12 protein-coding genes and 1 pseudogene are annotated in these 14,351 nt (G+C 73.2%); 4 read left to right on the forward strand and 9 right to left on the reverse strand.

Features of this window, described 5'->3' with window-relative positions:
• Positions 1-122 precede the first annotated feature (122 nt).
• Positions 123-3,272 (reverse strand): BTAD domain-containing putative transcriptional regulator, encoded by a 3,150-nt coding sequence (locus AB0B58_RS36425; protein WP_360233722.1) that lies wholly within the window; start codon positions 3,270-3,272, stop codon positions 123-125.
• Positions 3,273-3,345: 73 nt separating this feature from the next.
• On the reverse strand, positions 3,346-5,511 hold the full coding sequence (locus AB0B58_RS36430; RefSeq protein WP_360233725.1) for a BTAD domain-containing putative transcriptional regulator: 2,166 nt from the start codon (positions 5,509-5,511) through the stop codon (positions 3,346-3,348).
• 843 nt (positions 5,512-6,354) lie between these two features.
• Here AB0B58_RS36430 and AB0B58_RS36435 point away from each other — a divergent pair.
• Positions 6,355-6,813, forward strand: coding sequence for a hypothetical protein (locus tag AB0B58_RS36435; protein WP_360233728.1), 459 nt, complete (start codon positions 6,355-6,357; stop codon positions 6,811-6,813).
• Positions 6,810-7,421, forward strand: coding sequence for a sigma-70 family RNA polymerase sigma factor (locus AB0B58_RS36440; RefSeq protein ID WP_360233731.1), 612 nt, complete (start codon positions 6,810-6,812; stop codon positions 7,419-7,421). The genes AB0B58_RS36435 and AB0B58_RS36440 overlap by 4 nt, the downstream gene beginning before the upstream one ends.
• Before the next feature lie 309 nt (positions 7,422-7,730).
• On the opposite strand, the gene AB0B58_RS36445 is transcribed toward AB0B58_RS36440, so the two are convergent.
• The 5 genes from AB0B58_RS36445 to AB0B58_RS36465 all read right to left on the reverse strand — a co-directional run bounded on the left by AB0B58_RS36445 (position 7,731) and on the right by AB0B58_RS36465 (position 11,059).
• Positions 7,731-7,883 (reverse strand): hypothetical protein, encoded by a 153-nt coding sequence (locus AB0B58_RS36445; RefSeq protein WP_360233734.1) that lies wholly within the window; start codon positions 7,881-7,883, stop codon positions 7,731-7,733.
• Between the two features lie 165 nt (positions 7,884-8,048).
• Positions 8,049-9,059, reverse strand: a complete 1,011-nt coding sequence (locus AB0B58_RS36450) for a hypothetical protein (protein WP_360233737.1) — start codon at positions 9,057-9,059, stop codon at positions 8,049-8,051.
• A complete protein-coding gene (locus AB0B58_RS36455) occupies positions 9,046-9,576 on the reverse strand; it encodes a SigE family RNA polymerase sigma factor (protein ID WP_360233740.1) in 531 nt (176 codons plus the stop codon). Before AB0B58_RS36455 ends, AB0B58_RS36450 begins: the two co-directional genes overlap by 14 nt.
• A 15-nt stretch (positions 9,577-9,591) precedes the next feature.
• On the reverse strand, positions 9,592-10,623 hold the full coding sequence (locus AB0B58_RS36460; RefSeq protein WP_360233743.1) for an endo alpha-1,4 polygalactosaminidase: 1,032 nt from the start codon (positions 10,621-10,623) through the stop codon (positions 9,592-9,594).
• A 139-nt stretch (positions 10,624-10,762) separates the two neighbouring features.
• Positions 10,763-11,059 (reverse strand): hypothetical protein, encoded by a 297-nt coding sequence (locus tag AB0B58_RS36465; RefSeq protein ID WP_360233878.1) that lies wholly within the window; start codon positions 11,057-11,059, stop codon positions 10,763-10,765.
• A 74-nt stretch (positions 11,060-11,133) separates the two neighbouring features.
• On the opposite strand from AB0B58_RS36465, the gene AB0B58_RS36470 reads away from it, so the two are divergent.
• Positions 11,134-11,286, forward strand: a complete 153-nt coding sequence (locus AB0B58_RS36470) for a hypothetical protein (RefSeq protein WP_360233872.1) — start codon at positions 11,134-11,136, stop codon at positions 11,284-11,286.
• A 273-nt stretch (positions 11,287-11,559) separates the two neighbouring features.
• Here the strand turns inward: AB0B58_RS36470 and AB0B58_RS36475 are convergent, their stop codons facing one another.
• Complete coding sequence (locus AB0B58_RS36475; protein WP_360233746.1) at positions 11,560-12,015, reverse strand: hypothetical protein; 456 nt, start codon at positions 12,013-12,015, stop codon at positions 11,560-11,562.
• Between the two features lie 215 nt (positions 12,016-12,230).
• Here AB0B58_RS36475 and AB0B58_RS36480 point away from each other — a divergent pair.
• A pseudogene (locus AB0B58_RS36480) lies at positions 12,231-12,494 on the forward strand (IS6 family transposase); the annotation flags it as partial.
• A 603-nt stretch (positions 12,495-13,097) separates the two neighbouring features.
• Here AB0B58_RS36480 and AB0B58_RS36485 read toward each other — a convergent pair.
• Positions 13,098-14,336 carry an MFS transporter gene (locus tag AB0B58_RS36485; RefSeq protein WP_360233749.1) on the reverse strand — a complete coding sequence of 413 codons (1,239 nt, stop codon included), beginning with the start codon at positions 14,334-14,336 and terminating at the stop codon, positions 13,098-13,100.
• Between the last annotated feature and the right edge of the window lie 15 nt (positions 14,337-14,351).

Here is a 14,351-nt window from a genome sequence, read left to right on the forward strand (position 1 = left end):
TGGCGCGGTGCGGGGATCCTCTCGGACTGACACCGGTGCCGGCTACGCCCTGTGGGGCAGTCCGGCCGTCCGCAATGTGATCGTGAAGACGTCGTGGAGTGCGGAGGGCGGGGCGTGGTGACTCAGGCCGGCCAGCCGCCCCTCCGGACCGCGGTGACCACTTCATCGAGGAGCCGGGTGAGGCGCAGGTCGTGGAGGATGTCGGCGCTGTCCTGCAGCGCCGCGCCGGCATCGTCGCGGCGACCGGCCCGCAGGTGGATGTCGCCCAGCGTGGCCAGCGTCAGGGCCTCCTCGCGGCGGTACCCCCGCGTGCGGGCCGCCCGCAGCGCCGCGGTCGCCTCGGCCGTCGCCCGTTCGTCGGCGCCGATCAGGGCATCGATGCCGGCGAGGTCGCGTAGGCCGCGGATCTCGTTCAGTTCGTCGGTCAGTTCGCGGCTCATGGACAGTGCCCGCGTGAACAGCTCGCGGGCCTCGTCATGGCGGCCCTGCGCCTGCCGGGCGGCGCCGAGGCAGCGCGTCGCGAGGATCTCGTCGCGCCAGTTGTTGAACGCTCTCGCCCCGGCGAGGGCAGCCTCGCCGCAGCGGGCCGCCTCCGCCGCCGCGCCGGCGGAGATGAGGACGAACCCGAGTGAGGCGAGCACCCACGGGCGCATGTGCTTGCCCCGCGAACCGTCGACCACCGCGAGCGCGGCCCGGAGATTGTCGACCGCCTCGTCGACGCGGTCCGCGTCGTGGTGCACCATGCCGAGCCCGTGCAGGATCGCCACCTCGGCCATCGGGTCGCCCAGCTCGCGGCTGAGCGGGAGCGCCTCCCGGTAGCACTCGCGCGCGCGGTCCGGCTGGGCGCAGCCGGCATGGGCGTCGCCCAGGCACCGCAGCGCGTCGGCCAGCAGCCATCGGAGGTCCAGCTCGCGGGCCCGGACGACGACGTCGTCCAGCGTGGCGACGGTCTCCTCCTTGCGCCCCTGGTCCAGGGCGAGGCGGCTCAGGCCGTACCGGATGGCGACCTCGCCGGTGGGATCCGCGGCCGTGACGGCCGCGTCGAGGGCGAGCTGGTGGGTGTGGCGCCAGTCGTCCCAGTCGCCGGCGACTTCGAAGAACGGCTGCAGAGTGTGGGCGAGCCGCCAGCACAGCGTGCTCAGCTGCTGCCGGGCCGCCCACTCGACGGCTGTCACCAGGGTGCTCCGTTCGGTCAGGTACCAGTCGAACGGGTCGTGGTCCACCAGCTCCACTGTGGCGGCGTGCCGCGGGCCGGGGTGCGAGCCCGCGGACAGGTCGCGGGCGCGGGGTCGCTCGCCCGCCTGGATCACCGCGTGCGTCACCAGCGACAGACAGGAGTCGAGCCACCGGCGTGCGGCCACCCGCCGCACCTCCTCGGGGTCCTCCGCCATCAGCCGTTCGGCGAGGAAGACCCGGACCAGGTCGTGGCAGCGGTACCGGGATCGGCCGCCCTCATCGGTGGCGACCGCCTCTACCAGTTGTGCGTCGACCAGCCGCTCGACGATCTCTTCGGCCTCCTCCTCGTCGCAGTCGAGCACCGCGGCGATGCTCCACGGCGACCAGGTGACGGTCGGGATCAGGCTCAGCGCGCGGGCCGCCCGCCGGTCCGCCTCGCTGGCGTCCGCGTAGCTCAGGCCCAGGCTGGCCCGGACTGCGAGGTCGCCGGCGGCGAGCTCGTCCAGGCGGCGGTGCTCGTCGTCGAGCCGGGCCGCCATGCGCCCCAGCGACCAGTGCGGCTTGGCGGTGAGCCGCGCCCCGGCCGCGCGCAGCGCCAGCGGCAGCCCGCCGCAGAGCTGGGCGATGCGCTGCGCCGCCGCGGGCTCCGCCGTCGTCCGCCGGGGGCCGCAGATCCTGCCCAGCAGCGTCGCCGCATCGGCCGGCGGCAGGGTCTCCAACCGGATGGCGGTGAAGCCCTCCAGGCCGACGAGGGGGCGGCGGCTCGTCACCAGCGTGCCGCAGCCGGAGCCGGGCAGCAGCGGGCGGACCTGGGCCTCGTGCCCGGCGTTGTCGAGCACGACCAGCACCCCGCGGTCGGCGACGAGCGAGCGGAACAGTCGGCTGCGCTCGTCGCAGGTGTCCGGCAGGTGCTTGCCGTCGACCCCCAGCGCCCGGAGGAACCCGGCGAGCACGGCCGCCGGCGGGGTCGGCTCCGGCCGGGCGCCGTCGAGGTCGACGAAGAGCTGACCGCCCGGGTACCGGTCGCGCAGCAGGTGGGCGACGCGGACGCCGAGGGTGGTCTTGCCGATGCCGCCCGGTCCGTAGAGCATCACGCCGGTGGTGGTCGGCGCTCCGGGCGCCGCCGCGGCCGGACCGAGCCGGCTCAGCAGGCTCGCTACGGCGGGGTCGCGGCCGGTGAAGTCGCTGATGTCCGGCGGGAGCTGGCCGACCGGACCGCCAGAAGGGATGCCGCCGGCCGGCTGTACGGTGACGGGTGTGGTCGGCGGCGCTTCGCCGGGGTCGGTGCCCTCGTCGCGGCGCAGGATGCGTTCGTGCAGCTCCCGCAGCCGCCGGCCGGGCTCGTCGCCGAGCCGGTCGATGAACCGCTGCCGCGCCTCGGCGTAGCAGGTGAGGGCTTCGGCCTGGCGGCCGCACCGGCTCAGCGCGACCATCAGCTGCTCGACCAGTATCTCCGTCAACGGGTGCGCGGCCACGGCCTCGTACAGGTCCTCGACGGCGTCGGCCGGGTCGCCGTGCCGCAGCCGCTGGTCGAAGCCGGTGGCCAGGACGCCGAGCCGTTCCCGCTGCAGGGCCTGGCGGATGTCGTCGGCCCAGACTCCGGAGAGATCCGCGAGGGGCTGACCGTCCCAGCCCGACAGGGCCTCGGTGGACAGCCGCACCGCCCGCTCGAGGTCGCCGAGGCGGTCCGCGCGCCGTGACTCCTCGGCCAGATGCCGGACCTGGTCGAGGTCGACGGCCCGGCCCGGAGTCCGTAGCAGGTACCCCTCCGGCCAAGTCTCGATGCCCATCGGCGGGTCGTCGTCGCCCGGCCTCCGCAGGATGCGACGCAGCTTCGACACGTACACCTGGACGTTGTTGCGGAACGTTCGGGGGGCCCGCTGCGGCCACAGGACGTCGGCCAAGGTGTCGATCGCGACCAGCCGGTTCGCGTGTATGGACAGGACCGCGAGCAGGTACCGGGTCTTGATCCCGGGCAGCGGGCACGGGGTGCCGTCGCGCAGGAGGGCGACCGGGCCCAGCAGCCGGACCGCCGTCGCGTCGGGCGCGGAGCCGGTGACCGTGGCGACCTTGATCGCGGGGACGTCCAGAATCATCGAACACATTACATACGTCTTGACGGCCCGGCGTCGAGCCGCGGTGGCCGCGCAGGTCGACGGCTCGCACCGGTCACCCGGTGTCGCCGCAGCCGCCGGCCCCGACGGCGAGCGGCCGCGCCAGCGCGCTGAGCAGGTCGGCGCCGAGCCCGGGACCGAGGCCGGGATGGCGCCCGTACCGGCGGACCAGTCCGACCAGGGCTGCCCGCCGCCGGTCCAGCCAGTCACGGGTGTCCCGGTCCGTGATACCCGGTCCCGGCTTCGCCTCGGGACCGTCCGGCCGCAGGTGGTGGTGCGCGAACCGCAGCAGCGCCACGTCGCGGTCGGCGACGCTGTCCTCGGCGGCAGCGAGCTGCCGTGCGAAGAGCTGCACGAGCCGGTGGTACGCGAACCGGCCGGGCTCCGGCGACTCCAGCAGGTACCGGTCGGCGAGGCGATCCAGGGCGGCCTCGACCTCGCCGGCGCTGTCGCCCAGCACGGCCGCGGCCACTTGCGGCGTCACCACCCGCGGGCCGGGCAGCGCCAGCAGCCGCAACACCCGGGCGGCGTACGGGTCGAGCTGGCGGTAGCCCCGGTCCAGGCTCGCGGCGACGTCCAGCGCGCCGGCCCGCAGCTCGACGAGGTGGGGCCGGTCGGGGCTGAGCCGGGTCGCGAGCGCCGCGGCGCTCCACTGCGGGTTGCTCACGAGCCGGGCGCCGATCGCCCGCAGGGCGAGCGGCAGGCCGTGGCAGGCGTCGCCGAGGCGGCGCAGCGCGGCGGTCTCGCCGATCGTGAGGGTCGGGCCGGCGAGGGCGCAGAGCAGCGCCAGCGAGTCGTCGGGGGTGAGCGCGGTCAGCTCGACGCGGCACTCCGCCTCCAGCTCGGCGAGGCGGCGGCGGGCGGTGACCAGGACGCCGCACCGGGGGCTGCCGGGCAGCAGCGCGGCCACCTGCTCGGCGCTGTGCGCGTCGTCGAGGACGATCAGCACCCGCCGGTCGGCCAGGAGAGTGCGGTAGAGGGCGGAGCGCTCCGCCGGCCCGACGGTCGCCGCCGACGGCGGCGCGCCCAGCGCCCGGAGAAAACCGGCGAGGACGGCGGCTGGATCGGCGGCGGATTCGCAGCCGTGCAGCCGGGCGAACAGCTGCCCGTCGGGGTACTGGTCACGCAACTCGTGTGCAGCCCGCAGTGCCAGCGCCGTCTTGCCGACCCCGGCCATGCCGGTGACCAGCACCAGCGGCAGGCCGGACGGGTCCCGTTGACCGGTCGCGGCGAGGACCCGGTGCAGCTCGGCGCGGCGGCCGGTGAACCGGCGCGGTGGCGCGGGAAGCTGCGCGGGCGGCGGGGCCGGGTCGCCGGCGACGGGGGGAACCCGCGCCGGTACGGCTCCCGCCTGCCCGCCCTCCGGTCCGGTCCCGACCCGAGGCGATCCCGTACCGGCGAGCGACGGCCGCGGGCCGACCGGCGGCACGCCCATCCGCTCGTCCGCGAGCACGAACTGGTACAGGCGCCGGAGCTGACCGCCGGGCTCGACGCCCAGTTCGCGGGCCAGTACCCGACGCGCCTCGGCGTAGGCGGCCAGCGCCTCCGCCCGACGGCCGGAACCATGCAGCGCCTGGAGCTGCAGCACCCGCAGCCGCTCGCGCACCGGATGCGCGGCGGTGAGCGCGGCGAGCTCGCTGACGACGCCGTGGAAGCGGCGCAATCGCAGCTCCACCTCCAGCCGCTCCTCGACGGCCTCCAACCGGGTCTCGCCGAGCCGGCGCCGTTCCGCGTCGGCGGCCGGCCCGGGCACGTCGGCGAGCGGTTCGCCGTACCAAAGGTCCAGGGTGCACCGATACTGTGTCGCGGCGCCGGCGAGGTCGCCGGCCGCGCGCATGGCCCGGGCCCGGGCGAGACCCTTGCGGACCGCCACCAGGTCGAGGTCGGCATCGCCCCCGATGCGGTAGCCACCCGCCACCGACTGCAGGACCGAGCCGCCGGTGCGCCGCGAGCGAGTCGGCTCCAGTGTGGAGCGCAGCAGGGACACATGGGTCTGTACGGAGCCGGCCGCGGTGCTCGGCGGCGTGGCGCCCCAAACCGCGGCGATGACCTCCTTGACGGTGACCGGCCGATCCAGGCGGAGCAGCAGGACGGCGAGGACCGCCCGGCGCTGCGGTGGCCCCAGGTCCACGGGTGCGCCGCCGCGCCAGGCGCGAACCGGGCCGAGCAGGGAGAAGCGGGTCGGCTCGGGTGACCGGCCGGCCTCGGTGACTGAACTCATAAATCTCTACAACGGTCCCGGGTGCTGAAAGGACCAGGCAGCGGCGCTGAAGTTTCGCTGAAGGAGAGCGGGGGCCGCCTGGGCCGGCGGGACGGGTCGCGGCCCTGATCCGGCCGGCGTGGCGTAGCCGCGAGATCGACGCCGCTGCCAAGCGGCTCTGAAGCCGAGCTGAAGACCGGGTCGCCGTGGTCCCGCGCCCCGTTGACACGGCGCTGTGGGCCACATTGAATCCGTTGCCGGTCGGCTTGGGCGTCGACCGGCAACGATTCCGACAGACGTGGGGAGACTCAGGTGGCCCAGTCCGCCGACGCGCCGGCTGGCGAGGTGGGAAAGGTCGCGGCTCCGTCGGTGACCGGTATCGGCCCGCCCGCCTCGCCACCCGCGCCGCGGCCGCTGGGCGTGGCCGCTCGCCGCGGTCGCCGCCGTGACCCTGGCCGCGTCGACCGCACTGCTCGGCGGAGCCGCCGGCCCCGATGGCGGCGTCGACCAGGGGGCCGCTGCCCGGGAGCCGGTGGCGGGCGCCCTCCCACCGCGCCCCGGCGCCCCCACGCCGGCTGTCCCCGCGTCGTTGGCTCCGCCGTCCTCCTCGGCCTCGCCGTCCGCGAAGGCCACGACCTCCTCCCCGGCGGCTGCGGCTTTGCGGCCCCCCGTCCCGCCGCCCTCCGCGCGGCCCGCAAAGCCGCAGCCGCCCGTCGCCCGGCCCACGGGCCCGAAGCCGCCCGTGCGGTTGGGGCCGAGCGAAGAGCCGTACCCCGTCCACCGGCCGTACGTGCTGAAGAACAAGGGCCCGCAGTGCCGAGCACGCCGTCCGGGCCACCGCGACGGCGGTCCGGACGGGACCGGGTGCCGGCCGAGGCGGTCCGGGAGCTGCTGGCCCTGCTGGACGCCGACGCCGGGACCGCGGTTCTCCCGGCCGGCTGCCCGACCGGCATCGGACACCTGTTCGACCTGGATCCGCGGCTGCGGCCCTGGTTCGGCGCCACGCTGACCTTTCCCGACCCGGACGCGGCGGATCTGGTCGAGATCGCCGCGGCGACCGTGACCTGCGCGGGTTACCGGATGCCGGACGACGTCCGTGACGGGCTGGCCGGTCTGCTCGCCGAGCGCTCCGCGGACGCGGACTTCGCGCACGGCCGGTCGGCAGTAGGACTCGTCCACGACATGGTCGGGCGGCATGCCCGCCGGGTGCCCGACGCGGCCGGCGTGGGCCTGCCGCTGCCCAGCGATCTGCCGCCGCAGGCGGTGCCGGCCACCGCCCTGGCGGCCGGGCCGCCGGCGGCGGAGAGAGGAGAACACAGGTGAGCGACCCGACGACCGGGAGCGGCCCGTCCGGCGAGGACCCGGGCCGCCCCGACCCCGGCTGGTCTGCGGACCAGGGGGAGCACTTCATCACCGGCCTGGTGACGCACTACCGCCAGCCGCTGATCAGCTACGTTCAACGTCTGCTGTACGGCGATCACGACCGCGCCGAGGACCTCGTACAGGAGACCCTCCTGCGGGCCGCGGTGCTCGCCCCGCGACTGTCCCGGCAGGCGTCATCGCTGCGTCCCTGGTTGTTCCGGGTTGCCCGCAACCTGGTGATCGACTCCTACCGCCGGGACCGGGCCCGCCCCTGCGAGGTGCGGGATCTCGGCCTCGCGGCGACCGTCGCCGTGTCCGACGACGCCGACGCCGTGGTGGTCCGACGCGATCTGCTCGCCGCGATGGCGGCGCTCTCGCCGGCGCACCGGGAAGTGCTGCTCCGCCTGCACTACCTGGGCGAGACCGGGCCGCAGATCGCCGCCCAGCTCGGGGTCCCGGTCGCCACGGTGAAGTCGAGGTCCCGGAACGCGGCCGAGATGCTCCGCCGAATCCTGCCCGAGGAGAGCCACCGCCGCGGCCGCCACGCCGACCGAACCTGGGCGGCGTGACGTGGGCAGGTCCGGTGTGAAGACGGCGCAGGACGGCTGGTGGACGCGGCGGCGGAAGGCGCGCCGGCTGCGGCGCCGGCTCGCAGAACCCGAGCTGCGCCGGCACGCCGCGCGGGCGTTCACGCAGGCGCGTGGCGGTGACGACGCCGTCATGCGGCCCATGCCGTCGTACCGTTCGGGGCCGATTTCGGCGCCGAGGGCAGGTCGGTGACCCTGGCCGAGCTGGAGCGGCTGGCGAGCCAGGGCCGGGTACTGGTCCTCGGCGCGGGCCTGCCGGAGCCGGCGCGCCGCCGGGTCGCCGAGTGGGCCTTACTCCGGCGTGATACGTGCTGTGCTCACCGGCCGTCCGCCGGGCGGCGGCCCGGCGACGTTCACGGTGACGACCTCGTCCATGGTGACCTGCCCGGCGCTCGACCTGGCCGGCATCGAGGCGTACGTCGTGGGGGAGGCGCTCGCCGCCACCCCGGCATCCGCCGCGACCCACCCGGGCCGGGCGAACGTGGGGCCGAGGGACGGGGGAGCCGCCGCGCCGGCGGCACCGGTGGCGTCGTCACCGCGATCGTTCCGTTCGGTGACGTCGCCGCGGCGTTGCGCTCAGGTGGTGTGCTCCGGTGAATTGCGGGTGGGTCAGCCGCCCGCCGGTTCGGCGTGGTCGGTGACGTCTACGCCGGCGGCGAAGCGGACCAGATCCGCGTCGCTGATCGGGTATCGGGCCGGTACCCGAACCACGAGCGACTGGTCCCGGTCGTCGAGCGCGACGGTGAGAGTCGTCTCGGTGGCGGTGCGGCGCAGCGTGCCCCGGTACCGCCCGACCGTTGTGGTGGGGCCGGCGTGGGTGCGTGGCCTGGTCAGCACGCAGCTGACCAGGTCGGCGTTGGTGGCGGCTCCGGTGGCGGGTCGCCACGACATCATCGACGCCGTGACGGTGTCCAGCAGCATCCCGACCGGCGCCACATCAAGGCGAAACGGGGCGGTCACCGGCACCGAGGCCGGCTCCAGCCGGTTCGCGAAGTTCACCAGCTCGGCGGCGGTGAATGTGTCGTCGGTGTCGATCCGCACCCAGCGGGCCGGCGATTCCTGCCAGTACAGGCTGAGCTGCGCGGCGGGCGAGACCGAGACGGTGCGCAGGGTGGCCGGACGGCCGCCGTGGAGCCGTTGCGCCTTCTCGCTGACCGGGCCGGCCGGCGCGTCGAAGACCGGGCGCTCGCCGCCGACGCTGATCGTGACGTCCACGCCGCGGACCGGGTCCTTCGCCTCGTAGAACGCCACGATCCGCCCGGCCTCGATCGAGACGACCGGGGCGGCGAAGCCGCCGGCCGGCGTCACGCCGGGGCGGTACGGGAAGACCGGCGTGCCGTCCGCCGACGGTGCCAGCAGCCGTAGCCCGCCGGGGTCGAGGCTCGCCGTGGCGGGTACGGCGCGCCGGGAGCCGTCGTCGCCGCCCGGCCGGACCACCCCGGTGACCACACCGACGGCCACGAGCAGCGTCGCCAGGCCGACCCCGGCCGCCTTGAAGCGGCGGCGCCGGTCCCGGCGGGCCGAGCGGCGGTGGACGTCGGCCAGCAGTCCGGTGCCGGCAAGTGTCTGTTCGGCGCGCTCGTGCATGGCGTCGCGCAGCAACCGCTCAACGTCGCTCAACGCTCACCTCCACTGTCTGCGGTGCCGATCGGTCGGCCATCGCGGCCCGCAGCCGACCCAGTGCCCGGGAAGCGTGGGCGCGCACGGTGGGATGTGCGCAGCCGAGCGTGTTGGCGATCTCCTCGTCGGTCATGTCGAGGTAGAAACGCAGCACCAGCACGGCGCGCTGGGCCCGGGGTAGACCGGCGAGTAGCGCCCACATCTCGTCCCGGGCCGCCAGGTCGTGCGCCGGGTCATGACCGGGGCCAGGGGGCTGGGGCCGGTCCGGCAGCTCGGCCATCGCCCGCTCGGTGCTGGAGCGTCGGCGGCGCCAGGAGAGATACTCCCGGACGACGGCCTTGCGAACGTACGCCTCGGGCAGGTCCATCGCCTCGATCCGCTCCCAGCGCCGATGTGCCCGGGCCAGTACCTCCTGGACGAGGTCCTCGGCCAGGTGCGGGTCGCCGCAGAGGACGTGGGCGAAGCGCCGCAGCGCATGTCCGCGGGCCACCACGAAGGCGTCGAACCCCTGGGACATGCGCTGCGGCTCCCATCAGCAGTTCTTGAAGACGTACCCGGGCGAGCCAGGTGCCGTCACCTGGCGGTCCCGCAGGACGATCGACAGCGTGCTGCCGAACCCGCGGCACGCTTTGCCGAAGTCGCGCGCGGTGTACTCGATCACAACGACGTGGTCGCCGTACGCCTCGGTGTAGGACTCGCACTCGTCCCAGTGCGCGCACTCCTCGGCAATGGCGAAGTCGAACCCTACCGTCGGACGCATCTCCGTCGCCAGCTCGGCGGCGTTCTTCTGGCCGATGGCCAGGTCCCGGCTGTGCGCGTGGTCGGCGAGCAGCTTGCCGTACGCCGTCGCGTGGTCGGCCGTGAGGAGGTTCTTGGACCGGGTGAAGGTGTCCAGGTTGTCCACCTCGACCGCCTTGAATCCCTTGCTCGCGCACTCGTCGATCCAGCCGTTGACGATCGTGGCGAGGGCGGAGCGCTTGGCCGGGGTGGAGATGTCCAGCAGGATCTCGCCCCACTCCTCGTCGATCACGTCCTGGCCGCCGCTGGTGAGCAGCAGGTCACGGTGATGGGTGTGCCACCAGTCGGCGTCCTCGGGCTGGGTCTGGTAGCCGTTGACGTAGCAGACGTTGTACTTGCCGGCCGCCGGCGCGGCGCCGTGGTCCCGCAGCACGACGTCGACCCCGGCCGGCGGCGGATAGGCCGTACCGATCTGGTAGTCGACCCCGGCGTTGGCCGGCGGCGGCGCGTAATTGCCGCCCTCGGTGGCACCCACCGTTCCCGTCGATGGGTCGGCGGACGTCCCGGAACGGTGCGGCGCCGACATCGTCCCGGAGCCGGTCGCGGTGGGCGCGGGCGCCGGGCCGGGAGGCGTCGCGGTCGGGTCGGCCGGCGGCGTGGGACGGTCCCGCGCCGCCATGCCCCCGCCCGGGCGGTCTGGGCGGGAGTCGCCGGCGGTCGCTACCCCGACGCCGACGCCAACCGTCAGGACGAGTGCCGCGCCCGCGACGACGGCGCCGCGGAGGCGGGGGCGCCACCGGGCCGTGCTGTACCTACCGACCGACATACATGCTCTCCCTGGATCGAAGATTCGTTTCTCGACTGCTGAATGCGGTGACTGCTGCGCAATGTTGCCAAGGGAAGGGAAGAACTTTGCGTCACCGCGGAGACACGGTGCGCGGCGCGCAGGGTGGCTGGTCGAGCGCTCAGAAACGAGCCGCCGACGCCAGGCCCCCGTCTACCGGCACCCCGACCAGGCCTCCCTCCATCGACACACCGGCGCGCCCCGGCCGGAAGCCAAGGTCGGCGACGGTCAGGGTGCGCGATGCGGCCGTACGGGCGAGACCCGCCGCGAGCGCGTGAGCGCGGCGCACCGTGCGGTCCGGCAGGTCCACGACGATGTCGGCCACCGCCGCGCGGACGTCGTCGGGCACCTCATGACCACGCCGTAGCAGGTAGCGGACGGCGATCTCCGCCAGCTCGGCCGCCGCGTAGTCCGGCACCTCCCACCGGTGGCCGAAACACTGCCCGCCTAGCCACCCCCGCCGGTCGCGAGCTCTACGCCCGCCGCAGCGCCCTGGTCGAGCCCGGTTTCGCGCAACTGTTCCAACGATTTGGTCGCCATCTGCACTACCGCGGCGCCACCAGCGTCGACGCCGAGATCAAACTGCTCGGCGCTGTACACAACCTGAACAAACTCTTCTGCTACGACACCAAACGTCCGACTTGACAGCCCAAGATCGAAAGCTGTGCGACAGCCTCCCACCCGACCGGCGGGTGCACCGAAACCCACCGCCGCCGGTCCCGGACGTACTCCAGGCTCGAAGAACCGTCGGCCCGCCACCCGCCACGACGTCGGCAAAACCACCAAACGCGCCATCACCCTCGAAGAACGCAACAGCGCTCAGGTTAAAGAACAAGCTGAGGCTGTCGAACTGGGTTCCGGTGCATGCACTCGCCGAGCGAGTGTGTTGGATCCGGGTTGGGATGGGTCACCCGCGGCTCAGCCCTCGGTTTGGATCTCCGGGGCGTCCGTCGGCCACTCGCCTCCGGGCTCTACGGGACCGCGCGCAACATACAGCCACCATCGCTGATCATCGTCTGGCTCGACCGTGACGGTTACGGGCCCGGACGGCACATCGATCGATTCGGCGAAGATCTTGGTATCTCCGTCGCAGACATTCTTGGCGCTGCCCCCATGCGAGGTGCCGACGGTGAGGTTCCCGCCGCCGGTGCACCTGAAGTGGATCGTGAGATCACCCTGGTCGCTCGCTTCGCCAAGGATTGCCTGCCATGCACCGGTGCGCCCGATGAGGCGGGCAAGAATCTGTGTGGTCTCTGGTTCTTCAGGGGTTTGCTGGGACTGCGATGGTGATGGGGCGGTCACGACGGGCGTAGCTACCGGCTTGTCGTCGTTGCTGCACGCGGAGAGCGAGGCAACGGCCAGGGCCGCAAGCATCGTAGATCTGCTTCGAGCCACGTCCTCATCCTCGACCTGACACGCCGTGCAGCACCGCGATTTCCGTTTACGGCGTATGAAGGGGGTCGGCTCCGTTGCGTTCGCCGATCGGAGAGACCAGGCAGGCTAGACCGGTGAAGCATGCTGTTCGGCCGCGCTCTTGGTCTGCTCCCCGCTCGGCGTTCGCCGGGTTCCGATTCCCGGCCGAGGTGATCATGGTGGCGGTGCGCTGGTACCTGCGCTACGGCCTCTCCTACCGCGACGTGGAAGAGCTGCTCGCCGAACGCGGCATCGAGGTCGACCACGTCACTGTCTACCGCTGGGTGCAACGGTTCACTCCCTTGCTGGCCGACGCCGCCTGATTCGCCCGGCACGCGCCGGGCGACCGCTGGTTCGTCGACGAGACCTACGTGAAGGTCAACGGCGTGTGGCGCTACGCCTACCGGGCGATCGACCAGTACGGCCAGATTATCGACGTCCTGCTGGCGATACGGCTAAAACCTCATAGCACGCAAACTACGTGAATCAGACGCCCTCTTACAGGACGCCGACACGATCGCAGGTGAGGTAGCCTCCGGCAGCTGCGGCGCCGGCAAGCTCGAGGCTCTCCGGAACGCGCCGCGGCTGCGCCGGCTAACGATGATCAACACCGGTGACGTGCCCGACCTCGACACGCTGACGAGCCTGCCGAACCTGCGTAAGTACACATCAATCTTGCCCAGCACCTCGGCCCCGAAGTCGATCGCTACATCGCCATACTCCAACGGGAAGGAATCGAGGTCACGGTCAACGCGCTCGAGATCGACGAGGACTGGAGCTCGTTCGAATTCGACCACGGCGGCGACTGGGATCCACTGGCTCTGCAATACCGGTCGGAGGACGAGTGGTACCTCCCAACAAGGGAGCGGTGAGAGTTCCGAGCCGACTATCCAACCAGGATCGACGCCGAGCGCGGAGGAGACCAGGAACGAGCCCGAGCCACCGACTTCACCGGTCAACCCTGCCTGATCGGCCGACGCAACAGAGCCTCTGGTGCATCACCCCGGGTGGGTGGCAACGGGAAGGCTGCCACCCACCGGGCGTCAGCGCATTTCTCGGACCGAGGGGGAGGCGAGGGTGCCAAGGGCGGTGAGCGCGAGGACCGCCGCGACCATGGCGAACATGGCGCCGGTGCTGTGGGAGGCGACGGCGCCGCAGAGCACCAGGGAGAGCGGTGCGATGGCATACCCGAACACCATGTCCACCGAGATCACCCGGCTGAGCACGTCGCCGGGGATGTTGCCCTGGATCCAGGAGAGGCCGTAGACGCCTTGGAAGCCGATGGCGAAGCCCATCGACAGGACGGTGCCGACCGCCACCACGATCCCGGTGCCGAGGCTGAGTACGACCATGCCGACGGCCAGCCATCCCGCCAGGGCGGCGATGAGCAGGCCCACCCGCGGCCCTTTGCCGACGAGGCCACCGACGAGGGTGCCGAGCATGGCCCCGCCAGCGAGGGCGCCGTTGAGCACACCGAGAGTGACGGAGCCGCCGGTCAGGTCGTTGCGGGCCATGGTGGCCAGACCCACCGTGAACGGACCTGAGTAGCAGAAGGTCACGGCCATGTCGACAACCAGGACTGTCCGGATGCGGGGGTCCTGCCAGACGTAGTGCAGGCCTTCCCGGATGCGGTCGAGCAGTCCCGGCTCGGCCTGTTTTCCGGGCGCGGAGGCGGGTGCCGGGGCGGGGAGCCGGGTGACGAACAGGCCGCACAGGGCGAAGCAGAGCCCGTCGATGAGGAAGGCGACCTCGCCTCCGGCGCCCGCCACGATGAGCCCACCGACCGCCGGGCCGGCCACGGCCGCGACACGGGAGCCCACCCCGAGTAGGGAGTTGGCCTGGGTGAGCTGTTCGGCCGACACGACGGTGGGCAGGATGGAGGCGCGGGCCGGTTGGAAGAACGCGTCGACGGCGCCGAAGACGGCGGCGGCCACGCAGAGCAGCGGCAGGGTCAGTGATCCGGTGAGGGCGGCAGACCCAACCGCGATCATCACGGCCGAGCGGGCCCAACTGGACAGTGTCATCATCCGGCGGGTGGACCACCGGTCGCTCAGCGAGCCGCCGACGAGGGTCAGCAGGGCTCGGGGGATGGCCTGCAGCGCGAGGACGTAGGCCAGGGACACGCTGGAACCGGTCAGATTCAGGGTGACCCAGGCGAACGCGATGTAGCTGACGCCATCGCCTAGCAGGGAGAACGCCTGGGCGAGCCAGAGCATCCGGAACGACGACTGCCGGGCGGGCGCCCACAGCCGGGTACCGGCGTCGGTGAGCACGTTGACCATGATCGACCTCCTCGG

Source organism: Actinoplanes sp. NPDC049118, from assembly GCF_040648555.1.
Lineage (GTDB): Bacteria > Actinomycetota > Actinomycetes > Mycobacteriales > Micromonosporaceae > Actinoplanes.

Excerpts from the sequence above, each read along its gene's own strand:
- AB0B58_RS36425 (WP_360233722.1), bottom strand. The coding sequence starts at position 3,272 with ATGATTCTGGACGTCCCCGCGATCAAGGTCGCCACGGTCACCGGCTCC.
- AB0B58_RS36430 (WP_360233725.1), bottom strand. The coding sequence starts at position 5,511 with ATGAGTTCAGTCACCGAGGCCGGCCGGTCACCCGAGCCGACCCGCTTC.
- AB0B58_RS36455 (WP_360233740.1), bottom strand. The coding sequence starts at position 9,576 with ATGTCCCAGGGGTTCGACGCCTTCGTGGTGGCCCGCGGACATGCGCTG.
- AB0B58_RS36460 (WP_360233743.1), bottom strand. The coding sequence starts at position 10,623 with ATGTCGGTCGGTAGGTACAGCACGGCCCGGTGGCGCCCCCGCCTCCGC.
- AB0B58_RS36475 (WP_360233746.1), bottom strand. The coding sequence starts at position 12,015 with ATGCTTGCGGCCCTGGCCGTTGCCTCGCTCTCCGCGTGCAGCAACGAC.
- AB0B58_RS36485 (WP_360233749.1), bottom strand. The coding sequence starts at position 14,336 with ATGGTCAACGTGCTCACCGACGCCGGTACCCGGCTGTGGGCGCCCGCC.